General features: G+C 44.6%; 27 protein-coding genes. 16 read left to right on the forward strand and 11 right to left on the reverse strand.

The window, feature by feature from the left end; translation table 11 throughout:
- Positions 1–2 precede the first annotated feature (2 nt).
- Positions 3–1,412, forward strand: a complete 1,410-nt coding sequence (gene lpdA, locus FZD51_RS05025) for a dihydrolipoyl dehydrogenase (protein WP_148973764.1) — start codon at positions 3–5, stop codon at positions 1,410–1,412.
- A gap of 65 nt (positions 1,413–1,477) precedes the next feature.
- On the opposite strand, the gene FZD51_RS05030 is transcribed toward lpdA, so the two are convergent.
- Positions 1,478–1,858, reverse strand: a complete 381-nt coding sequence (locus FZD51_RS05030; RefSeq protein WP_262380710.1) for a small peptidoglycan-associated lipoprotein — start codon at positions 1,856–1,858, stop codon at positions 1,478–1,480.
- A gap of 217 nt (positions 1,859–2,075) precedes the next feature.
- Here FZD51_RS05030 and FZD51_RS05035 point away from each other — a divergent pair, with 217 nt between their 5' ends.
- Positions 2,076–2,318 carry a hypothetical protein gene (locus FZD51_RS05035; RefSeq protein WP_094768895.1) on the forward strand — a complete coding sequence of 81 codons (243 nt, stop codon included), beginning with the start codon at positions 2,076–2,078 and terminating at the stop codon, positions 2,316–2,318.
- A gap of 743 nt (positions 2,319–3,061) precedes the next feature.
- Here FZD51_RS05035 and FZD51_RS05040 read toward each other — a convergent pair.
- Positions 3,062–4,594: a glycine betaine uptake BCCT transporter gene (locus tag FZD51_RS05040; RefSeq protein WP_148973765.1), complete on the reverse strand. Its 1,533-nt coding sequence runs from the start codon at positions 4,592–4,594 to the stop codon at positions 3,062–3,064.
- A 241-nt stretch (positions 4,595–4,835) separates the two neighbouring features.
- Between FZD51_RS05040 and FZD51_RS05045 the strand changes: the two genes are divergently transcribed.
- Positions 4,836–5,705: a polysaccharide deacetylase family protein gene (locus FZD51_RS05045; protein ID WP_148973766.1), complete on the forward strand. Its 870-nt coding sequence runs from the start codon at positions 4,836–4,838 to the stop codon at positions 5,703–5,705.
- Positions 5,706–5,744: 39 nt separating this feature from the next.
- On the opposite strand, the gene FZD51_RS05050 is transcribed toward FZD51_RS05045, so the two are convergent.
- Positions 5,745–6,074 (reverse strand): hypothetical protein, encoded by a 330-nt coding sequence (locus tag FZD51_RS05050; protein WP_148973767.1) that lies wholly within the window; start codon positions 6,072–6,074, stop codon positions 5,745–5,747.
- Positions 6,075–6,132: 58 nt separating this feature from the next.
- Positions 6,133–6,567 carry a DUF1885 family protein gene (locus tag FZD51_RS05055; RefSeq protein WP_148973768.1) on the reverse strand — a complete coding sequence of 145 codons (435 nt, stop codon included), beginning with the start codon at positions 6,565–6,567 and terminating at the stop codon, positions 6,133–6,135.
- 252 nt (positions 6,568–6,819) lie between these two features.
- Between FZD51_RS05055 and FZD51_RS05060 the strand changes: the two genes are divergently transcribed.
- Positions 6,820–6,942: a GapA-binding peptide SR1P gene (locus FZD51_RS05060; RefSeq protein WP_083783061.1), complete on the forward strand. Its 123-nt coding sequence runs from the start codon at positions 6,820–6,822 to the stop codon at positions 6,940–6,942.
- 69 nt (positions 6,943–7,011) lie between these two features.
- On the opposite strand, the gene FZD51_RS05065 is transcribed toward FZD51_RS05060, so the two are convergent.
- On the reverse strand, positions 7,012–8,481 hold the full coding sequence (locus FZD51_RS05065) for an aminotransferase class I/II-fold pyridoxal phosphate-dependent enzyme (protein WP_148973769.1): 1,470 nt from the start codon (positions 8,479–8,481) through the stop codon (positions 7,012–7,014).
- 283 nt (positions 8,482–8,764) lie between these two features.
- Between FZD51_RS05065 and FZD51_RS05070 the strand changes: the two genes are divergently transcribed.
- Together FZD51_RS05070 and FZD51_RS05075 are read left to right on the forward strand one after the other, a co-directional pair.
- A complete protein-coding gene (locus FZD51_RS05070) occupies positions 8,765–9,724 on the forward strand; it encodes an NAD(P)H-dependent flavin oxidoreductase (protein WP_148973770.1) in 960 nt (319 codons plus the stop codon).
- Between the two features lie 69 nt (positions 9,725–9,793).
- Positions 9,794–10,066 carry a UPF0223 family protein gene (locus FZD51_RS05075; protein WP_009791105.1) on the forward strand — a complete coding sequence of 91 codons (273 nt, stop codon included), beginning with the start codon at positions 9,794–9,796 and terminating at the stop codon, positions 10,064–10,066.
- 61 nt (positions 10,067–10,127) lie between these two features.
- Here the strand turns inward: FZD51_RS05075 and FZD51_RS05080 are convergent, their stop codons facing one another.
- Positions 10,128–10,748, reverse strand: a complete 621-nt coding sequence (locus tag FZD51_RS05080; RefSeq protein WP_148973771.1) for a YktB family protein — start codon at positions 10,746–10,748, stop codon at positions 10,128–10,130.
- 193 nt (positions 10,749–10,941) lie between these two features.
- On the opposite strand from FZD51_RS05080, the gene FZD51_RS05085 reads away from it, so the two are divergent.
- The 3 genes from FZD51_RS05085 to FZD51_RS05095 all read left to right on the forward strand — a co-directional run bounded on the left by FZD51_RS05085 (position 10,942) and on the right by FZD51_RS05095 (position 12,686).
- Positions 10,942–11,136: a hypothetical protein gene (locus FZD51_RS05085; RefSeq protein ID WP_148973772.1), complete on the forward strand. Its 195-nt coding sequence runs from the start codon at positions 10,942–10,944 to the stop codon at positions 11,134–11,136.
- Between the two features lie 292 nt (positions 11,137–11,428).
- A complete protein-coding gene (locus FZD51_RS05090) occupies positions 11,429–12,229 on the forward strand; it encodes an inositol monophosphatase family protein (protein ID WP_148973773.1) in 801 nt (266 codons plus the stop codon).
- A complete protein-coding gene (locus FZD51_RS05095) occupies positions 12,216–12,686 on the forward strand; it encodes a GNAT family N-acetyltransferase (protein WP_187445636.1) in 471 nt (156 codons plus the stop codon). Before FZD51_RS05090 ends, FZD51_RS05095 begins: the two co-directional genes overlap by 14 nt.
- A gap of 64 nt (positions 12,687–12,750) precedes the next feature.
- Here FZD51_RS05095 and FZD51_RS05100 read toward each other — a convergent pair whose 3' ends face one another.
- On the reverse strand, positions 12,751–12,936 hold the full coding sequence (locus FZD51_RS05100; RefSeq protein ID WP_148973775.1) for a YlaF family protein: 186 nt from the start codon (positions 12,934–12,936) through the stop codon (positions 12,751–12,753).
- Between the two features lie 263 nt (positions 12,937–13,199).
- Between FZD51_RS05100 and typA the strand changes: the two genes are divergently transcribed.
- The 3 genes from typA to FZD51_RS05115 are packed head-to-tail and all read left to right on the forward strand — an operon-like array spanning position 13,200 to position 15,683.
- On the forward strand, positions 13,200–15,038 hold the full coding sequence (gene typA, locus FZD51_RS05105; protein WP_148973776.1) for a translational GTPase TypA: 1,839 nt from the start codon (positions 13,200–13,202) through the stop codon (positions 15,036–15,038).
- A 24-nt stretch (positions 15,039–15,062) separates the two neighbouring features.
- Positions 15,063–15,371 carry a YlaH-like family protein gene (locus FZD51_RS05110; RefSeq protein ID WP_148973777.1) on the forward strand — a complete coding sequence of 103 codons (309 nt, stop codon included), beginning with the start codon at positions 15,063–15,065 and terminating at the stop codon, positions 15,369–15,371.
- A gap of 24 nt (positions 15,372–15,395) precedes the next feature.
- On the forward strand, positions 15,396–15,683 hold the full coding sequence (locus tag FZD51_RS05115; protein ID WP_035401075.1) for a hypothetical protein: 288 nt from the start codon (positions 15,396–15,398) through the stop codon (positions 15,681–15,683).
- A gap of 17 nt (positions 15,684–15,700) precedes the next feature.
- Here the strand turns inward: FZD51_RS05115 and FZD51_RS05120 are convergent, their stop codons facing one another.
- Both FZD51_RS05120 and FZD51_RS05125 read right to left on the reverse strand, forming a co-directional pair.
- Positions 15,701–16,144, reverse strand: a complete 444-nt coding sequence (locus tag FZD51_RS05120; protein WP_148973779.1) for a hypothetical protein — start codon at positions 16,142–16,144, stop codon at positions 15,701–15,703.
- Complete coding sequence (locus FZD51_RS05125) at positions 16,138–16,338, reverse strand: YlaI family protein (RefSeq protein WP_009791115.1); 201 nt, start codon at positions 16,336–16,338, stop codon at positions 16,138–16,140. The genes FZD51_RS05120 and FZD51_RS05125 overlap by 7 nt, the downstream gene beginning before the upstream one ends.
- A 258-nt stretch (positions 16,339–16,596) precedes the next feature.
- Here FZD51_RS05125 and FZD51_RS05130 point away from each other — a divergent pair, with 258 nt between their 5' ends.
- A complete protein-coding gene (locus FZD51_RS05130) occupies positions 16,597–17,052 on the forward strand; it encodes a pyridoxamine 5'-phosphate oxidase family protein (protein ID WP_148973780.1) in 456 nt (151 codons plus the stop codon).
- Positions 17,053–17,090: 38 nt separating this feature from the next.
- Here the strand turns inward: FZD51_RS05130 and FZD51_RS05135 are convergent, their stop codons facing one another.
- A complete protein-coding gene (locus tag FZD51_RS05135) occupies positions 17,091–17,678 on the reverse strand; it encodes a YhcN/YlaJ family sporulation lipoprotein (RefSeq protein ID WP_420886213.1) in 588 nt (195 codons plus the stop codon).
- Positions 17,679–17,934: 256 nt separating this feature from the next.
- Between FZD51_RS05135 and FZD51_RS05140 the strand changes: the two genes are divergently transcribed.
- On the forward strand, positions 17,935–19,263 hold the full coding sequence (locus FZD51_RS05140; RefSeq protein ID WP_148973784.1) for a PhoH family protein: 1,329 nt from the start codon (positions 17,935–17,937) through the stop codon (positions 19,261–19,263).
- A gap of 220 nt (positions 19,264–19,483) precedes the next feature.
- Here the strand turns inward: FZD51_RS05140 and FZD51_RS05145 are convergent, their stop codons facing one another.
- Positions 19,484–19,981 carry a molybdopterin-binding protein gene (locus FZD51_RS05145; RefSeq protein ID WP_148973786.1) on the reverse strand — a complete coding sequence of 166 codons (498 nt, stop codon included), beginning with the start codon at positions 19,979–19,981 and terminating at the stop codon, positions 19,484–19,486.
- Between the two features lie 210 nt (positions 19,982–20,191).
- Here FZD51_RS05145 and FZD51_RS05150 point away from each other — a divergent pair, with 210 nt between their 5' ends.
- Entirely contained in the window at positions 20,192–20,473 is a 282-nt protein-coding gene (locus FZD51_RS05150; protein WP_094768883.1) for an Fpa/YlaN family protein, read from the forward strand.
- 225 nt (positions 20,474–20,698) lie between these two features.
- Positions 20,699–21,898 (forward strand): FtsW/RodA/SpoVE family cell cycle protein, encoded by a 1,200-nt coding sequence (locus FZD51_RS05155; RefSeq protein ID WP_148973787.1) that lies wholly within the window; start codon positions 20,699–20,701, stop codon positions 21,896–21,898.
- The last annotated feature ends 115 nt before the right edge of the window (positions 21,899–22,013 follow it).

Consider the following 22,013-nt stretch of genomic DNA (forward strand, 5'->3'; position numbering starts at 1 on the left):
AAATGGTAGTTGGAGATTTCCCTATTGAAACAGATACTATAGTAATCGGTGCAGGTCCTGGAGGCTATGTTGCCGCTATCCGCGCAGCACAGCTTGGACAAAAAGTAACAATCGTTGAAAGAGGAACTCTTGGAGGCGTCTGCCTGAATGTCGGCTGTATCCCTTCAAAGGCTTTGATTTCAGCTGGACACCGCTATGAACATGCCAAGCATTCAGAAGACATGGGCATTTCAGCGGAAAATGTGAAAGTAGATTTCACTAAAGTACAGGAATGGAAAGCCGGAGTTGTCAAGAAGCTTACAGGCGGTGTTGAAGGTCTTCTAAAAGGAAACAAGGTAGAGATTGCACGCGGAGAAGCTTTCTTCGTTGACTCAAATACTTTAAAAGTAATGGATGAGAAGTCTTCCCAGACTTACACATTCAAGAATGCAATCGTCGCATCGGGTTCACGCCCAATCGAACTGCCTGCATTCAAATATTCAAAGCGTGTGCTTGATTCTACAGGGGCACTTGCTCTTGAAGAAGTTCCTGAGAAGATCGTTGTCATCGGCGGCGGATACATCGGTACTGAGCTTGGCGGTGCTTACGCTAATTTCGGTACTGAAGTAACAATCCTTGAAGGAACTGATGAAATCCTGAACGGATTTGAGAAGCAAATGTCTTCATTGGTTAAAAAGAACCTGAAGAAAAAAGGCGCCAACATCATCACTAATGCACTTGCAAAAGGTGTTGAAGAAACTGACAGCGGCGTAACAGTCAAGTACGAAGTAAAAGGCGAAGAAAAATCTGTTGAAGCTGATTATGTCTTCGTTATGGTTGGACGCCGTCCAAATACTGACGAGCTTGGCCTTGAGCAGGCTGGCGTTGAAATGTCAGACCGCGGCATCATCAAGATCGACAAGCAGTGCCGCACAAGCGTAAGCAATATCTACGCTATCGGCGACATCGTTGAAGGACCTCCATTGGCTCACAAAGCTTCTTATGAAGGTAAAATCGCAGCTGAAGCAATCGCTGGCCACAATTCTGAGATCGACTATCTTGGAATTCCTGCAGTTGTTTTCTCTGATCCTGAACTGGCTTCAGTGGGTTACACTGAGCAGCAGGCTAAAGAAGAAGGAATTGCAGTCAATGCTGCGAAATTCCCGTTTGCAGCAAATGGCCGTGCCCTTGCTTTAAACAGCACTGACGGTTTCGTGAAGCTGATCACACGCAAAGAAGATGACCTTGTCATCGGTGCGCAAATTGCTGGTGCCAATGCATCTGACATGATTGCTGAACTTGGCCTTGCCATTGAAGCAGGCATGACAGCTGAAGATTTGGCTATGACAATCCATGCTCACCCAACACTTGGCGAGATCACTATGGAAGCAGCTGAAGTTGCACTTGGAAGCCCAATTCACATCATTAAGTAAATAGTATTGCTTGCAGGACTTATAAAGAGAAAAGACCTTTCCTCACAAAAGAGGGAAGGTCTTTTTTATGTGCCGTTGCTAAGTGCTTTAGACAGCGGTTCAATGATTTTATCTTTTGATGCATCGCCATTCACTTTTGCTGTAATCCTGTTCTGGTGCAAAACCAAAATGGCCGGGCATCCTTTAATGTCAAAAGTATGATAATACTTTTTCGCCTTGGCAGCAGTTATGACTTTCATTTTCTTCATTTCATCCGGATATTCCTTTTTCAATTCTATGATCGCATCATAATATGGTGCTTCATTTTGGTAATCAGATTCATCTGTAAAGAAAATCACCTGCTTCTGCGAGCTATCAAGCATTAAATCATCGGCAGCTTTCGTCTTGCTGCAGGAAACGGTCAAAATCATAAAAGAAGCTAACAGCAAAAAACGGAATCTCTTCATTTATGCTCACCTTTTCTTCTCTCAATGTGTTAAAAGCTGTAAATAATTTCGTCATAATAGCCCATATTTTAACATAATAAATAGTAATATCTCCGCTTGTCACCCAATTGTTACGAAATTGAAAAATACACGGCCGGAGTGGTACATATAATACATATAAGCCTGGATTACAAGCAAACATAGGAAGGGAATATATATTGCAATTGGCGGTGTTTATATGAAGACTTATTCGGTGATTATGATCCAGCTGATCATATGGAGCGGCTATACTTTTCTGGAGTGGCTTTCTAAGCATGACCATCCAGTTTATAATGTTCTTATGTTTTTTGTATTTTTTTATCTTGCTGTTATTTTAGGTAATTTCATCATAAAATCACCGAAGAGAACTTTTATGGTCACTATGCTGTCTTTGGGGCTGTATGGTTCCTTTCAGGCGGCTCTGGCATTTATTCATTATTGAGAGTACCTGGAGACAGTTGGACGAAATTTATAAGGCAGCCTGCAGACTTTTGCTTCTCAGGTCAAATGAAGCGAGTGAGGACCATCCGAAGGCATAAGGTGACGGCAGCATGGGCAGCTGAGACCACTATTTCTTGTGAAAGAAAAAATAGCGGTTCCAGTGGGGTGAGCTAGAACCACTATTCTTGGGAAAAGAAAAAATAGCGGTTCCAGTGGGGTGAGCTAGAACCGCTATTCTTGGGAAAAGAAAAAATAGCGGTTCCAGTGGGGTGAGCTAGAACCGCTATTCTTGGAAAAAGAAAAAATAGCGGTTCCAGCCAGGTGAGCTAGGACCACTATTCTTGGGAAAAGGAAAAATAGCGGTCCCAGTGGGGTGAGCTAGAACCACTATTCTTGGGAAAAGAAAAAATAGCGGTCCCAGCCAGGTGAACTAGAACCACTATTCTTGGGAAAAGGAAAAATAGCGGTCCCAGCCAGGTGAGCTAGGACCACTATTCTTAGGAAAAGGAAAAATAGCGGTCCCAGCCAGGTGAGCTAGGACCACTATTCTTAGGAAAAGGAAAAATAGCGGTCCCAGCCAGGTGAGCTAGGACCACTATTCTTGGGAAAAGGAAAAATAGCGGTCCCAGAAGATAACCTGTAGCCGCACTTTTGAAAAATCACAACCGCAGCAGGATTAACAATGCTATATAAAAATGCACCAACCAAAAAAGCTTCGGGATAGATCATCCCGAAGCTTTTTTATTATGCAGATTTTTGTTGTTTTTCTTTTGTGCCGCTCACATTTTCTTCTTTTAAAGCTTTCATCAGTGAAACTACAATCAGGAGCATAATAACTGTAAATGGCAGGGCGGCAATAATAGATGCACGCTGCAGTGCTTCAAGGCCGCCTGTCCACAGCAGTATGGCTGCAGAAGCAGATTGTATGATGCCCCATACAAATTTAACTTTATTTGGCGGGTTCAGGCTTCCGTTCGTCGTTTGCATGCCGAGCACGAAGGTTGCCGAGTCCGCTGAAGTGATGAAAAAGGTGCTGATAAGGAAGATGGCAAGCAAGGACAGCACTATTGAAAACGGGAAGTGTTCAAAGACAGCAAATAAAGCGATCTCCATTCCATTCTCGTTCATCGTATCCATGATTGGCGTATTTTCAAAGAACTCGAGGAAAATACCGGTTCCTCCGAATACTGAAAACCATAGCGCACCGAATAATGTTGGTACAGCAAGGACACCGATGACAAACTCCCTGATGGTCCTGCCTTTTGAAATCCGTGCAATGAAAGTTCCGACAAAAGGAGCCCAGGCAATCCACCATGCCCAATAGAAAATGGTCCAATCCTGGAACCATGTCAGCTCCTGGTCAAACGGGCTGAGCCTGAAGCTCATGGAAGGCAGGTTCTGCAAGTAAGAACCGATGGTAGTCGTGAATAGATCCATAATAAAATTGGTCGGGCCAACAAAGAGCATGAACAGCAGCAGAAGAATGGCCAGTATGATATTGAGATTACTTAAGTATTTAATGCCTTTGTTAAGGCCTGTCTGGGCAGAGATCATAAATAAAACCGTGACAACGGCTATAATGATCATCTGTGTCCCGATGCCGTTGCTGATGCCGCTGAACACATGTGACAGGCCTCCGCTGATTTGAATGGCGCCCAGCCCCAGTGAAGTGGCTACACCGAAGACCGTTGCAAATACTGCGATGAAATTGATCAGGATACCAAGGAAACCGTCGACTTTATCCCCAAAGATGGGACGAAGCACGGAGCTGATGACTCCTGGAGCGCCTTTCCTGAACTGGAAGTAAGCCAAAGCGAGGGCTATCACTGCATAGATGGCCCAAGGATGGAGTCCCCAGTGAAAAAAGGAATATCTCATGGCTGCTCTGGCTGAATCCGGCGTTTCTCCGTCGCCGAATGGCGGATCGAAATAATGATACATAGGCTCTGCAGATCCCCAGAATACAAGGCCTATCCCCATTCCTGCACTGAACAGCATCGCAAACCAGGTTAAATAACCGAATTCGGGCTGCTCATTATCTTTCCCTAAACGAATGTTTCCATACTTTGTGAAAATAAGTACAATAGCAAAAAGTAAAAAGACAGAGGCTGACAGCATATAGAACCAGCCGAATTTCTCAAGGATGAATCCTTGAACATTTTGTGTAACAACGTCTAAATTTGCATGAGGCAATATCCTTTTTGGAATAAGCCCCCAGATAATAAATAATACAGTTACGATAACTGATACCCAAAAAACTGGTGTCAGTTTCTTCATCCAATCCCTCCAAATCAAATCGTACATATGTGCAGGCTCTGCCATTCCTGAGGAATGGGCTGCAGTTTTATGTTTAGAAAATAGTATTGTGTGGAAACAGTGGTTTAGGGAAAACAGCAGATAGAAATACTTTACGGATAAAAAGGGGGAGTTATTTCGATTGTCTCTACCAGTTACAAACCGTTTTCTATCTTAACATTTTATAAGTATAATAAAAAGCATAACGCTTATTGGAGGGGTAATGATGTATAAAAAAACTGCCGCCTTGGCGCTGTCTGCCATGCTGCTTTCTGCGTGCGGTGCAGTTGGAGAAGCAGGCGAAGATAAGGGAGAAGAGACGAAAAATGCCGTGGAAACGGCTGAAGAGCAGGCAAGCAGCGATGCGGAAGAAGCCGTTGAAAGCGGAGAGGCAAGCGGTACAGATATTGAGGAGACCGGATCCCAGGAGGAACAGCCGGCTGAAACGGAGGATAAAGAGCCTTTATACCGCATTAATGAAAACAACTGGACCATTGAGCCGCTGGCAGATGCAAATAAAAAGGTGGTGCTCCTTACCATTGACGATGCACCTGATAAACATGCTGTAGAGATGGCCAAAACATTGAAACGGCTGGGTGTTAACGCTATATTCTTTGTTAACGGGCATTTTCTGGATACCCCGGAGGAAGAAGAAAAATTAAAAGAGATACATAGTCTTGGTTTTCCAATTGGGAACCATACATACAGCCACAGTAATTTAAAGGAAATTTCTCCGGCACAGCAAAAAGAAGAGGTGCTGAAATTAAATAAACGTGTAGAAGAAATCATCGGGGAAAAGCCTCGGTTTTTCAGGGCTCCTTTTGGGATCAATACCGATGCAAGCAGGGAGGCTGCTGCAGCGGAAGGTATGGAGCTCATGAACTGGACATATGGATATGATTGGGAAAAGGACTATCAAAACAAAGAGGCTTTGACGGATATCATGGTCAATTCCCCATATCTGACCGACGGAGCCAATCTCCTGATGCATGACAGAGATTGGACGAATGCAGCGCTGGAAGGGATTGTAAAGGGCCTGCAGGCAAAAGGGTATGAAATTGTGGATCCTGACAGGATCCAAACAGCTTTATAAAGCAGAAAAAGAGCGGCAATCGAGTGCCGCTCTTTCTTCTTACCTTCTAACATTCCCTTTGAATAATCTGGCTATTATAGTAGTGACTGCGAAAAAGAATAGAAAATAGCTCAGCTCTGTCAACACGAGGGGCGTAAGCTTGTAATTCGTTTCTTTTTCCAGCGGAGATTCAAATTGTATAACCACCGGATATGAATCCTCCTGCTCTGGCAGATAGCTGGTCTGCTCGGCAAAAGGGAAAGGGCCACCGAAAAGAAGATTCTGTGTTAATGAATCCGGCTTGTCTTCCAGCCTTGCGTCAAAGATGAAAGGGGACACCAATGTAAAAGCCAGACTGACTATTATGATGATTAGGACTCTTTTCTTCAAAGTGACAACTCCTTAATACCTGAAACTTATTTCAACGAATCTATATTATCATACCTTATTATTTTCGCCCGTTAAAGTACATAATTCTGCCGTTGAACAGCTGCAGTTCAGCATGGAGTTTCTTGGCTAAAAATTTGCAGAACTCATTCGCTTTGCTTTTGTCGCCCATTGCTGCATTTTCCGGCAGGGTAAGCTGTATATAGGATTGGATCCGCTCTGTGCTGTCAGAATCTTGTATCGGTTCTGTTCCTACTCCTATCAGTATCGTATTATAACGGTCATCCAAAGATTGCAGCCATAGCCGTTTTCCGTCCCCTTGTGTATATTCCTTTATTTCATAAGGAAAGGCTGCTTTGCTGTAACCCCAATCAACCTGATCGCCGGTTTTTGCGGTTATAGATTTATAATATTCCAGTAAATTTTTTACCTCCTGAATTGTAATCGTTTCCTGGCTTGATGTTTTGACCAGTTTTATGTAAGCGCTGCTCGACATGAAGAAACCTCCTCTTAAAAAACAGAATATTTTGATTTAATTTTACCATTCTTGCGTGTTGCTGTAACCTTATAGAAGTTATTGAAAGGGAATGACTCTTCGTCCATGGAAAAAAAGAATAAAAAATAAGCGGTACAACGCAAAATGTGTCATACAATTTAGGCTTGATATTTTAATAATGTTATAATATTATTAATTTAGAGTAAATAAAACGCTTTCAAAACCAAATTCAGCGAAAAGGGGATTGAACAGATGGGCACAATTGTATGTCAGGATTGCAATTCAACAATCGATCACTTTGAAGATGAAAAGGTAACGGTTCTGTATGCGAAATGCAATTGCAGAAAAGGCGGACAAAAAGAGAAAAGCAATTAGAATCAGCATTAAGAATGATTTTATAGAAGAAAGCATGCAAAAATTGCATGCTTTCTTTTTTATATATTCTTACCTGATCGCTTTATGCTCTTTAATCACACGCAGGAATTTGAAATCGTAGTCCTCAGGTCCCTGGACAGGCAGTCCTGCCTCCATATTTGTTTTAATATAGACAAGATTATCCTTTGTGATGATTTCCCCTGGAATGAATATTGGGATTCCTGGAGGGTAGACCATGATGAATTCTGCAATGATGCGCCCTTCAGATTCGTCAAAAGGGACAAGTTCAGTTTCTGCATAAAAAGCATCCCGCGGCGTTAACGAAAGCACCGGTATATTAGGCAGCATCACTTTTGCATCCTTGCGTTCGGTTTCTTGAAGGCCGCCTGCAGATAATTCCCTGAGTGCCGCAAGCAGGGCATCTGCCTCCTGTTTCGTATCTCCTGGAGTAATGATGCAGAGGATATTATATAAATCGGATAGCTCGACCTCGATATTAAACTTCTCGCGGAGCCATTTTTCTACATCATATCCTGTTACATTTAACTCCTTCACAGAGATAATCAGTTTGGTCGGATCATAATCATAAGCCGCCTTGGTTTCAAGAATCTCTTCACCGACACAGTAGAGGCGGTCAACCTCATTGATTTCTCTCCTCATATACTGTGCCAGGTCTATTGTCCGCTCAATCAGCTCTTTCCCCTCTGTAGCGAGCCTTCTTCTTGCAACATCAAGGGACGCAAGCAGCAGATAGGAGGTAGAGGTCGTAGTCAGCATGCTTAGGATCGACTGAACGCGCTTAGGGGAAACAAGATTTCCTTTAACATTCAGGATGGAACTTTGCGTCATTGATCCGCCCAGTTTATGGACGCTGGTAGCGGCCATATCGGCGCCAGCCTGCATCGCAGACATCGGCAGGTCTTCATGGAAATGAATATGAACACCATGTGCTTCATCCACAAGGACAGGCACTTCATAGGAATGAGCGATTTCAACAATCTCCTTCAGGTTTGCTGATATTCCAAAATAGGTAGGATTGATGACCAGCACACCTTTAGCGTCGGGATGCTGGCTAAGTGCCTTTTCCACTGAATCTGTAGTGATTCCATGTGAAATTCCCAGCTTTTCATCAACCTCCGGGTGAATGAAAATAGGGGTCGCACCTGAGAAGACAATGGCTGACATCACCGATTTATGAACATTTCTTGGTACGATGATTTTGTCCCCAGGCCCGCAGACTGCCATGACCATCGTCATGATCGCTCCGCTGGTTCCCTGAACTGAAAAGAATGTATGATCTGCACCAAATGCTTCTGCAGCCAGGTCCTGCGCCTGCTTGATGATTCCTTTTGGCTGATGGAGATCATCAAGGGGGCCAATGTTAATCAAATCAATTGACAGGGCATTATCTCCGATAAATTCACGGAACTCCGGGTCAATTCCCGCCCCTTTTTTATGGCCGGGTATATGAAATTGAATAGGGTTCTTTTTTGCATGTGCCAGTAAACCGCTGAATAACGGTGTTTCAGATTGTAGCAACTATTCCCACACCTCTTTAATCAATGTCGTTAATATACTTATAAAACAAATGAATTATAGCATTAAAGCATATGGATGCAAAGCGATTCTAGCCGGCCGGAGCAGTCAAATTTCCAGAGCGGCTGAACATATGCCTTTTCTGTAGCATTCGATGAAAACCTGCTGGCTATTCGCCGGCAGTTCAAACAGTACATCTCCAGTTTCCTGCCTGTTAAAAAAGGAATTTTCAGCAGCTGTCCCGAAGTATTCGAAGTAGAATCGAGAAGGAAAAGGAGAGACGAAGATGAAATGGCAGACTAGAGTAACGGAACTATTGGACATAGAGTACCCGATCATACAGGGAGGCCTTGCCCATCTTGCATATTCTGAGCTTGCAGGAGCGGTTTCCAATGCAGGCGGGCTGGGCCAGATAACGGCCATGTCGCTGCCTTCGCCGGAGGAGCTCAAAGAGGAAATCAGAAAGGTCAAAAAAATAACGGAAAAGCCTTTTGGCGTTAATTTTGCCATCGGGCAGCACGGCCGGCCATTCGAAGATTTCATAGAAGCTGCGCTTCAGGAGGGTGTCCCGGTCATTTCCATGACGGGCGGTAATCCTGCCCCGATCTTTGAGATGCTGAAGGGGACCGATGTCAAGAAGCTAGTGCTTGTGGCGGCAAGAAGGCAGGCTGTTAAAGCAGAAGAACTCGGCGCGGATGCAGTAATGGTTGTCGGCCAGGAGGGGGGAGGGCATCTTGGAAGGACGGATACCGGGACGATGGTGCTTGTTCCCCAGGTGTCAGATGCTGTGTCAATTCCAGTGATCGCCTCTGGCGGGATCGGCGACGGAAGGGGCCTGATGGCCGCCTTGAGCCTTGGTGCGGAAGGAATTGAAATGGGCACTAGGTTTGTGGCAACAGAGGAATGCGTGCATGCTTCAAAGCTGTATAAAGAAAAGCTTGTCGGGGGCTCGGAAAACGACACCCTCGTCATTAAACGTTCGATCGGGGCACCGGCGAGGGTCATTGCCAATTCATGGGCAAATAGAATTTTGGAAATTGAAAAGAATAATGGCAGTTATGAAGAACTGAAGGATTATATAAGCGGGCAGGCAAACAAGCGCTATATCCATAATGGCAACGAAGATGAAGGATTTGCTTGGGCAGGGCAGGTAATGGGCATGATCAAGGATATTCCTTCAGCCGGGGATCTTGTGAGCAGGATGATTAAAGAAGCAGAAGATATCCGGCGCTCATGGGCAGACTAGGACAAGAATTGCAAAATTTTCTTGGACTGGTTAAAATCAGCTAAGATGCTTGAAGAGGAGTGAACATCTTTGGAATATCAATATCCAATCGACCCGGATTGGTCGACAGAAGAAATTGTAGACGTGATAAAGTTCTTTGAGAGCGTTGAAGCCGCTTATGAAAAAGGGGTCGACAGGGAAATCCTTATGGATTCGTACCGCCGTTTTAAAGAAATTGTACCAGGCAAGGCACAGGAAAAGACAGTCTGCAGCGAATTTGAAGAAACAAGCGGGTATTCGCCATACCGTTCCGTAAAAGCAGCCAAAGAGGCAAAAGCCGGGGACAAAGTAAAAATGAAGTAAACAAAAGAACCTGCATCGATCTTATGCAGGTTCTTTTGGCAGTTTGGGCGTCTGGCCCCGTTTATGCCATTTTGTATAGGGGTAATAGATTTTTAAATACAGAATCAGCTCTCTGCAGGAATTCCTCAGCGCTGAGCTTGATGGCTTCTTCACGCGGTATGTTGACACCGCAGAGGATTTCCGCCTTTTTAACATTTTCGAGGCGGTCGAACATTGCCCCAAGTTCTGCCTTATCAAGGGAACTGTGAGAAACGGCGCCAGGCTTTGTGTGATCTCCTGACCATACATAGCTGCCGGGGATGCTGCTGTAGATTTCGCTTAAGTTTTTCTTTAATGCAGCCCCGAATTCCTTTTTATTAGGTGCTTCGTAAATGGTGGCAAACCAAATGAACACATGGCTTTCCCATAATCCGATCTGAAAATGGGGGAGCATTTTATAACCTCTTGGATTAGCCGCAAAGGCAACCCAGGTATCATTTGGCGGATTGATTGTCCTTCTGGCATGCTTGGCAACATGGGGATGCATTTCATCTCCTGTAAGAGCTGATAAGCCCGGCGCAAAATAGCTGCCCAGCTCCTCAAGCTTTGGACGGATATTTTCTTTCAAGCTATCCATTCTTTCTTCTAGTCCATCTATTTTAAAAACATCGAAGTCTGCATTGGAAAAGCCGCTGAATGGCATATGTATAACCTCCTGCTGATTTTGGCAACATTGTAGCACAGCGCAGGAAAAAGGGGAAATGAACAGCTTCTGACCTCTTTATTTACAGGCAATGGGTATCAGCACAATTTTGTTGCAACTGCTTTGAGGACTTCATATTATAATAAAAAAAGATATCTGAAAATTCAACCAAAACCGGAAGGGGTGCAAGATCATGAAACAATTGATGAATTCTGTAAAGAAAAAAGCCGGTGAAAAGGAAAGAACCGCCGTACTGAGGCTTGAAATGGATTATGAACTGGCGACACTTTTCGAAGCAATGGGCGACAATAATGAGAATGTCAAAAGAAGAACAAAACAAAAGCTCGAAAAGATACGTGAAGAGCTGGTCAGGCTTAAAGCGCTGTAAGAGAAAGGCTCTTGCATTTATTTAAATATATAAAGGTTCATTAAAAAGGAGAAAAAATGTCACAATGGTCAGCTGAAAACTTCTATAGAAAATAAAAACGGGCTCCGGGAACATGGCTGGAGTCCGTTTATTATTTTTACTGAAGGGAAAAAAGAATGATATTGCTTAATAGAGTGATGCGGAGGGACACTATGCTTGAGAAGTTCCTGCATTTCCGATAATCTTATCATTAATATATGGCCGGCCCCAGGGCGTTGGCAGCTGGAGCCCGGCCTTTACGGAGGAAAGAGAAATGACGAACTGGGATCATATTGATGAAAAAGCAAAAGGATGGGTAAAAGAAGCCGGAAGACGGATCAAGGATTCTTTCAAAAAAACGCTGACTATTGAAACGAAATCCAACCGGAATGATCTTGTGACTGACATTGACCAGGCGACCGAGCAGTATTTTATCAGCAAAATCAATGAAACATATCCTGAACACCGCATATTTGGCGAAGAAGGATTTGGCGACAAAATAGAGGATCTGGATGGAGTTGTCTGGATCATCGACCCAATTGATGGAACAATGAACTTTGTTCATCAGCAAAGGAATTTCGCCATATCGATCGGGATATATGAAGATGGGGTTGGAAAGATCGGCCTTATTTACGATGTGGTCCATGATGAGCTTTATCATGCTTTCCAGGGTAAAGGCGCTTATCTGGACGATATGCAAATACCGAAACTGGAAGAAGCAAGTGTCCAGGATGCAATCATAGGGCTTAATGCCACCTGGGTCACTGAAAACAAAAGGATCGACCCAAGCCTGCTGGCCCCGCTTGTCAGGGATGTCAGAGGCACCAGGTCATACGGATCTGCCGCTATTGAAATGGCCTATGTTGCGACAGGCCGCATCGATGCATATATATCACTGAGACTGGCCCCGTGGGACTTTGCTGGAGGGAATATCCTTATAACTGAATTGGGGGGCAAAGCGACTACCCTGAAAGGGGAAGATCTGAACCTGTTAGAGCAAAGCTCAGTTTTCATCTGCAAGCCTGGCCTGCATGAAAAGATCCTCAGGGACTATTTGCAGAATGGCAGCTGGTAAGATCACCTCAAGGAGCCTTTCAGCCGGAGATTATGCTTTTTTTCAATATTTGGCTGACCATTCAGGAGAATGGCTTGTGCATGAGGCACAGGGGAGGGGCATTGAGGAATATATAGGTGCGTATACGGAACTCGATGGAGAGTGGAGAGTGTGGGAGAAGGATGGTGAAAGGGCGGGTGTTACCTTCCATGTAAGAAGAGCGCCTTCTAACCAGAAGCCTTGGCTCGGGACTATCCTTGTTGATCCGGACAGAAGAGGGACAGGCCTTGGCCGCGGGATTCTCTTGGCACTGGGGGAAGAATTGGCTGCAGAGAATAAGGCGGTATTTGCCGCTGTTCCTGCAAGTGAATCCGGCTGGCTGGAGTTTTTTTCGAAAAGCGGCTTTGAGCAGTATAAATCCGAAAAAGATGATGGAGGCAAAGAGCACCTCCTTTTGCTGAAGCCTATTCAGCCATGAACAGCAACAGACTATAAAAAGAAGCCGGACCCCCAATGGGCCGGCTTCTTCGCTGGTTCTATAGTTATAATAATCCATTTTCGCGCATTTTCTTCTTGGTTTTAAATCCGAAGCCCATCACAAGCACAAGGGCTGCAATGCAGGCAATTACGCCGAATATACTTTTCTCGGCAATCGATATGCCGACACCCATGATGCAGGCTGCTGCTGCCACGGCAAAGAATATTAAAGGCCACTTAATGTTTTTCAAAATAATCCCCCTCCCTAAAGTTTAACCGGAACCAGGCACCTGAAGATTCACTTAAATCTAAAGCAAGTCCAGGATTGAAGCATTGAAAATGTATATCAAGCCCAGTCTTTAGGTATAGTGTAGATATGTGTTCTTTTCTTTAAAATATATTTTACACAAAAAACTTTTAGTTTACCACTGTCATTATGGTATAATGTTTTAGTTGTGATTGTTTATAAAGCTTTAAAATAAATTAGCTTAAAATATAGCTAGGAGTGAATTTTTTGAAAATCAGAGAAGATCTTCGCAATATCGCGATTATTGCCCACGTTGACCACGGAAAAACGACACTTGTTGACCAGCTGCTGAAACAGTCAGGAACTTTCCGGACTAATGAGCATGTGGAAGAACGTGCGATGGATTCCAATGACCTTGAAAGAGAGCGCGGAATTACCATCCTGGCTAAAAATACAGCCGTCCAGTACAAAGATACAAGAATCAATATCCTAGATACCCCGGGCCACGCTGACTTTGGCGGCGAGGTTGAGCGTATCATGAAAATGGTTGACGGTGTTCTGCTTGTTGTCGACGCATATGAAGGCTGTATGCCGCAGACGCGCTTTGTACTGAAAAAAGCGCTTGAACAGAACCTGACGCCAATTGTTGTTGTCAACAAAATCGACCGTGACTTTGCGCGTCCTGCAGAAGTCATCGATGAAGTCATTGACCTGTTCATCGAGCTTGATGCCAATGAAGAACAGCTTGAGTTCCCTGTCATTTATGCTTCTGCCATCAATGGAACAGCAAGCACTGATCCTGAAAAGCAGGATGAGAACATGCAGTCCCTTTATGATGCGATTGTCGACCATATCCCTGCACCAGTTGATAACAGTGAAGAGCATCTTCAATTCCAGGTTGCCCTTCTTGACTATAATGACTATGTAGGAAGAATCGGGATTGGCCGTGTGTTCCGCGGAACCATGCAGGTCGGCCAGCAGGTCGCACTCATGAAGCTTGACGGAAGTGTCAAACAATTCCGTGTAAGCAAGATATTTGGCTTCTTTGGCCTGAAGCGCCAGGAAATCCAGGAAGCGAAGGCAGGGGACCTGATCGCCGTTTCCGGAATGGAAGATATCAATGTCGGCGAAACCGTTACACCTGTTGAGCATCAGGAAGCCCTTCCTGTACTCCGCATCGACGAGCCTACACTGCAGATGACATTCCTTGTCAATAACAGCCCATTCGCCGGCCGGGAAGGCAAGTACGTTACATCAAGGAAAATTGAAGAAAGGCTTCGTGCCCAGCTTCAGACAGATGTTAGCCTTCGCGTTGAGAACACAGATTCACCGGATGCATGGGTCGTTTCAGGACGCGGTGAGCTTCACCTTTCCATCCTGATTGAAAATATGAGGCGTGAAGGCTATGAGCTTCAAGTATCAAAGCCGGAAGTCATTGTAAAAGTAATTGATGGCGTAAGATGCGAGCCTGTTGAGCGCGTGCAGATCGATGTTCCTGAAGAGCATACTGGTTCTATCATGGAATCAATCGGTGCCCGCAAAGGCGAAATGCTTGATATGATCAATAACGGCAGCGGCCAGGTCCGCCTGATCTTTAACGTTCCTGCGCGGGGCCTGATCGGATATACAACTGAATTCCTGACGCTTACACGCGGATATGGAATCATCAACCATTCCTTTGACAGCTATCAGCCAATGGCACAGGGCCAGGTTGGCGGAAGACGCCAGGGTGTTCTTGTGTCCATGGAAAGCGGAAAAGCTTCTACCTATGGAATCATGCAGGTTGAAGACAGAGGGATCATCTTCCTGGAAGCCGGCACAGAAATCTATGAAGGCATGATCGTTGGAGAGCACACTCGTGAAAATGACATCACTGTCAATATCACGAAAGTAAAACAGGCTACCAATATCCGTTCTGCCAATAAAGACCAGACGGCTACTATGAAGAAGCCGCGCATCATGACGCTTGAAGAAGCGCTTGAGTACCTGAATGATGATGAGTATTGCGAAGTGACTCCGGAATCCATCCGCCTCCGCAAGAAAATCCTGGATAAGAACGAACGTGAACGGATCGCTAAAAAGAAGAAATACGCAGAAACGAACTAAAGACTTAAAAAGGAGGAGAGCAATATGATTGCTGAACGCCTGTCTTTTTTCGCCGCGTTATATAAAGTGGACGAGAATCCTGAATCAGGAATGTGGATGCTCTATATAACCATCATTCTTTTATGTGTAGTCGTATTCAAGCTCGGATTCGCCAAAAAGCTCCCCCTGGCAAAGTCGGCTGTCATTTATTTGTTTTTAATCCTGGGCTGCACGGTCCTGACCTTTTTGGGAGTCTTTCTCCCAATTGGGGAGGGCCTGGTGGTTGCCGCCCTTATCCTGATCATCTATAAAATCAGGCTGCACCAGCAGAAAAAACAGGAAGCAGGCATGTAGCAGCCGGGGAGGCAGGTCGATATGATGAAATCTCTGCAGGATTCAATCTACAATTGGCTTACAATCAAGGTTGTTTGCGATGCACGGCCGGAGGACACTGCAGCTGCAGAAACGGAAGAAATGTTCAAAGCGATTCTGACTGAGGACTTGAAGCTTTCAGAGATTGAGGCTGTTAAAGAAGCGGATTTTTACACTGTTTTTTTTACAGATAAAAATGAAAGAAGAAGCTTCCGTTTTCCGGCTGAGCTGATCGATGTCATGCTGGATCAAATCAATGAAGAGCCGGAGAAATATCCGAACTTCCCATTATAAGAAAAACCCGCTTCCCATCAGGGCAAGCGGGTTTTTCTTATTCCCAGCCAAAAGGAGCTGGCGAGGACTGTGCTGTAGAGAATATGTCCTGCTGTCCATAAACCGAATGCCATCATGTCACCCGGGAGCGGTACCTGCCGCTCTGCCAGAAGGGAGAGTGGAAAGTAGAGCAGGAGGGCAGGAAAAGTGATGGCAAACGACCATATAAAGCATCCCCGCAGTGTCTGGCATTTTCCGGCCTGCAGAATAAGCATCAGGCAAAAGCTTAACAGCAGCGAAAATAGGAGATGAAAAAAGAATTCAAATGCCTCGCTCCAGCGGATATCTCCCAGCACGGGAATAAAATCGATATTCAGAAGCAGCACATACACTTTCTTGCTGGTCAATGTTTCAGCGGCCTTCAGGAATAATCCCAAAAATATGCCTGCTCCAGCCCCGGAGGCAAGGGCGGTTTTTACCATTCCTCTTCTTCCGTGCGGCTCCGGTATAGCTTAAAGTTGCCTGTGGCAGCCCTTTGGTTGGTTTTTTCCGTTATTCTTTCTTCGCATGGCTTGCACATATACGTATGGATAGGCCGGTTACGCAGGCGTTTTGCCTGAAATGATTCATTTTCAATCGATTCTATCTTATCGCAAAGCACACATTTTACTCTCATAATGACACCCCGATTTAATAATAGTAGTTGAATGATCAGAAGTATGAAGCACTGGTCATCGTTGCCAGCCCTCAGCCTATTTTTCAGCCGGAGGGACAGCCCGTCAGAAAAGCTGCTTATCTATATTGCTTATTTATATTATAGTACAGTTTGGCAAGAGTTTCGAATTAGATTGCACCGGGGGCAGAGCATCTGGGAACGGGTTCTTGAAAGTTGGGGGAAGTCATACTATTATAGGACTAAGAGGAGGGGAAAGTAATGGCAAATCAAGTTGAGCCGAGGCTGATCAAGCCCTTATTCGATGAGCTTCAGCAGGAGCGGTTTGTTACTCTCGCAACAGTGGACCATGAAACAGGCGGCCCGAACGTGAATGCTATATCATGGGTCCTGGCAAAGGATGAAGAAACAATCTGCTTTGCTATTGACAGCAGATCGAGGATTATTGAAAATATTAAACATAACAGGCATGTTGTCATCAATATCATTGCCAACGAATCTACATACTCCATCCAGGGAGAAGCGGCAGTGAAGCTGGAAAAAATGGAATCTGTACCCCTCAAGCTGTCACTTGCAGAACTAAAGATCAGTGAGGTAAGGGATGTTATGTTTTATGGATCTAAAATGACAGCTGATCCCCAATATGACAAAACATATGATAAAAAAGCAGCAGAGAGGCTCGATCAGCAGGTGATGGAGGCCATGAAAAAAGCTTAGTCGCGGACTAAGCTTTTTTTGTGCAGAATCGTATAAATTTAATCTTTATGGTAATTCGATTGCTTTTGCTGCTTATCCTCCAGCTCAGAACGTTCTGATGAATCAAGTTTGTTTTTTGGCTCCTCGGTCGCATCCTTCGGCTGGGGCTCAGTGATATCCCCGGGAACTTCCGGCATAATCCTTCCTGTGATATCTGCAAGTTCATTCAGTACGCCCTGGATGGGACGCCCGTTTTGTATATCCTGGCCGACTTCCCTGATCCTCGCATTCAAGTCCGGGTCTGCTACTACAAGCGCCCTTGCCCCATGAGGGTCGTTGCGCAGGCTTTCTGTAACAGAATATTTAATGGAGCCCACTTCAGATCTGTCTATATCTTTATCCACATCAATCCCTACAATGGCATATCCGGCGAAAACAACAGCCGCCGCATCTTTGACATTTGGCACCCTCTCTGCCAGATCAACAAGATGCTTTGAAATCTCTTGTTCTGATTCCCTGCTGTTATTCGTTATGGTGCTGTTTTTAACATTCACCAGATTCCGGCTGCCGTCATCTGCTGATTGGCTGTTCGCTGCACAGCCTGCCAGCATTGAAACAGCGGCTATATAACCAAGCCATCTCTTCAATTTAAGCACCTCCATTTATTCTTTTTCCAGATGTTTTCCAGATGCTGAAAGGCTGCATGACAGGAAAGTTCTTCGTAAGGATTATTCTGCAAAAATTCGTCTATCTTTATGCAGGAAAACATATAGTTTACCAAGGCTTGTTTCTTAAAGCTTATGATTGCTTCTTCAAGCCAGGCAAAATGCAGGCTCCGGACAGCGAAATATAAGCCTTAGAAGAAACATTCATTTTGACCTACAAGGAGCAGGAGGCATCATATTGACGAAAATATATGTATTGGATACCAATGTCCTGCTGCAGGACCCGCATTCTATCTTTTCTTTTGAAGACAATGAAGTAGTCATTCCGGCAGTTGTCCTGGAAGAGGTTGACTCTAAGAAACGATATATGGACGAGGTCGGAAGAAATGCAAGGCAGGTTTCGAGGCTGATTGATAATCTGAGGGAAACCGGCAAGCTGCATGAAAGGATTCAGCTTGAAAATGGCGGGGGACTCAGAATTGAGCTGAATCACCGATCTTTTCATGAATTGCAGGAGATATTCATTGAAAAAACAAATGACAACCGGATCCTTGCAGTCGCAAAGAATCTGTCACTGGAAGAAGAGACTAAGGAAAACGGGCGCCCGGTCATACTTGTCAGCAAAGATGCATTAGTGAGGGTGAAGGCGGATGCAATCGGGCTTCAGACAGAAGATTTTCTGAGTGACAGGGTGGTTGAAAATGACCATATTTATACGGGATATCTTGAGGTGTATGTAAGCGTCGATCTTTTGGGAAGATTTTATGATAAAGGGGAGGTGCCGCTCGCTGATATTGCCAATCACCCTTTTTATCCTAACCAATTCATCATTATGAAAGATGCACTGGGCTCTTCTTCTTCTGCGATAGGCATAGTGGACCAGTCGGGAAAGAAAGCCAGAAAGCTTGTGTTTGACGGGGACCATATCTGGGGGATCCGCCCGCGCAATGTACAGCAGACAATGGCCGCAGAGCTCCTTCTCCGCAAAGATGTGCCGCTTGTGACGCTGGTTGGGAAAGCGGGGACAGGGAAGACACTGCTTGCGCTGGCAGCAGGCCTGATGCAGACTGAGGATTTCGGAGAATACAAAAAGCTGCTGGTGGCCAGGCCGATTGTTCCTGTAGGCAAGGATATCGGCTATCTCCCGGGGGAGAAAGAAGAAAAATTAAGGCCGTGGATGCAGCCGATTTACGATAATCTGGAATATCTATTCAATGCCAAAAAACCGGGCGAGCTTGATGCCATCCTTGCAGGGATGGGGTCGATCGAGGTCGAGGCGCTCACATATATAAGGGGAAGAAGCGTGCCGGATCAGTATATCATCATTGATGAAGCTCAAAACCTTACCAAGCACGAAGTAAAGACCATCCTTACCCGGGTGGGAGAAGGAAGCAAGATTGTCCTGATGGGAGATCCGGAACAGATCGACCATCCGTATCTTGATGCCTTCAATAATGGACTTACCTATGTAGTGGAAAGATTTAAGGACCAAAAGATCTCAGGCCATACTAAGCTTATTAAAGGGGAAAGGTCAGGTCTGGCACAGCTGGCAGCTGATCTTTTATAAAAGGCATATATGACGGGCTGAAGCTTGATGTAGCAATTTCATGTTATCCGTGTGGGGCACGAAAAGGGGAGCTTGAGCAGCTGTACAATATGAAGAGGGAATAGCTGCCTTTATGGAACTTATTTCTGTATCAAAAGCTGTCTACTCCCTGGAGAATATTTATCTAATGCCCATAATGAAAGAGGGCGGAGCATTCCGGCTCCCCCCTCCTGCAAGATAATCAGCGAACGATGAATTGCTTTATATGCCTGATCGGATTATCCTTATTGCTTCCGTCTCCGTAATAGACGTGCACAGGGCCGTCCTCTTTCAGCGGCTTGCCGTTCAGAGAGTAGCCGAGGATCAGATCTTCAGCCGTTTCCAGCGGCATTTCCACCTCGCCGTCACCGGCAGAGATGACAAAGGAAGAGGCATCTTCAGCAGGTTCGGCATTTTTAAGGAAAGGCTTCAAGGGAATGCCGAAAGTCCCGTTAAGCACTTTTTCTTTCTCGAATTTTTTTTCGGTCTTTAATGTCGGAGGATGGACAGCACCCTCCATGATCTCTCTGTCCCAGTGCTTTGAAACTGATTTTGTATACTCTTCGAGCTCATCCTTTTTGATGATATCAGCGTGAAAGAATTCGTTCAGGTCCACCCTTCGGTCATCAAAAATCCATACACCGGGATCAAGTGTGATCTCAAATTTCACTTTGCCTTTTATCAATATGATATTGTCCATAACTAGCTACCTCCTGTATGTACCTTCTTAAATTATACCTATTTTTGTCTGTGAAAGATACTATGGGACCCTCACACAGGAAGCCTCTCCTGGCGGGGTGCTGGTATTTATCCCCGCATGTGCAGCTTTCCCCTTATATGTCTTGCATTTTTGCCTTCTTAAGTATAAAATTTATAGATAGATAATCGCTCGGAAACGGGGGGATCCATGTTGGCGTCAGAACTGATAGTCGATCATCAAGAAAAAGCCAATGCCTTGCTTAAGGCGGACGCTGATAAAATATTAAAGCTTATTAAAGTGCAGATGGATAATCTGACAATGCCCCAGTGCCCTTTGTATGAGGAAGTGCTTGACACGCAGATGTTCGGTTTATCCCGTGAAATAGATTTTGCCGTCCGGCTCGGGCTCATCGAGGAAAAGACAGGCAAAGCCATCCTGGGAGAGCTTGAAAAAGAACTCTCCATCCTGCATGAAGCTTCATTAAGAAAATAAATGTAAAAAACTCAAACTTTCTTTTAACACAAAAGGTTTGAGTTTTTTTGTACATGCTATGGTAAAGAAAAAGAAGTGCAGCATATTTTTAAATAGTATGACATAATTCTTATGTTTGATGAATTAATATGTTACATTAAAATTAACATTTCTTTACTTCAATGCAGGAATCTCCTTTCTATAGTAGAATAGGTAATACAACGCAGAAGATGAGGAAGAGGTTGGATGTTCAAAAAAATATTAAAATCATACGATTACACATTGATTGCTGTCGTCGTTATGCTGGCATTATTCGGTCTCATTATGATTTACAGTGCAAGTATGGTAACAGCCTACAATTTTGAGAGCGATCATTTTTATCAAAGGCAAAAGATATTTTTAGTTGGGGCAGCTTTTGTATTTATTTTTACGGCTCTTTTCCCCTATAAGGCACTAAAGAGTAATAAAATACTTGTACCAATGGTATTTGGTTCGTTGATTGTCCTTGGCGCTTTATTTATTTTCGGACATGTTGCCGGAAACGCACAAAGCTGGTTTAAGTTAGGATCTTTAAGCCTTCAGCCTTCAGAGTTTGTTAAAATCTTTGTTATTGTCTACCTTTCAGCGGTTTATGCAAAGAAGCAAAGCTACATCAACGAGTTCAATAAAGGGGTTGTACCTCCGCTCGTGTATTTGGTCCTAGTCTGTATACTTATTGCTATACAGCCGGACTTTGGAACAGCGGCGATAATTTTTGCCATAGCGGCAACAATTATCCTCAGTTCAGGTATGAGCTATAAAAACATCTTAAAATTATGTATTATTCCAGCCAGCATTGCCCTTCCGTTAATATTAATCATGAGTGATAAGATCTTCTCGGATATTCAAATGGCAAGGATTGAGGTGCTTAGAGATCCTTTTGCGGATGCGCAGAATAGCGGGTATCATCTCGTGAATTCCTTCTTGGCTCTTGGAGCTGGGGGCGTAAAGGGGCTCGGTCTCGGGCATGGTATCCAGAAGCTTGGCTATCTGCCAGAACCGCACACAGATTTCATCATGGCTGTCATAGCAGAAGAACTGGGGGCATTCGGTGTTTGTTTCGTTTTGCTCTCACTTGGGTATATCGTTCTGAGGGGACTGTACATAGGGATGAAATGCAAGGATCCATTCGGAAGCCTGCTTGCCATCGGCATTTCAGGTATGATAGGCATCCAGTCATTTATCAACCTGGGAGGAATCTCGGGCATCATTCCTTTGACAGGGGTCCCGCTTCCGTTCGTAAGCTACGGCGGATCTTCACTTCTGCAGCTTTCAATTGCGATGGGGATTCTTGTAAACGTATCAATGTTTGTAAACTATGAATCTAAATATAAAAATAGAGCCAGCGAAAAACAGGCAGAACAAAACCAGAAAGTTTCCGGGGGAGCCTATTTTTATAAAAAATAAGCGCAGGGGACGTGTTTTTTCCTTGCGTTTTTTTACACATTCACTCTTAATGCAGGAACGCTTTAAAGCTGCAGGCACTTAAATCAGGGCTGCGGGCTTTGGCCGCTTTGCTGCA

Origin of the sequence: Bacillus infantis (assembly GCF_008180445.1) — a bacterium.
GTDB classification, from domain to species: Bacteria; Bacillota; Bacilli; order Bacillales; family Cytobacillaceae; genus Bacillus_AB; species Bacillus_AB infantis_B.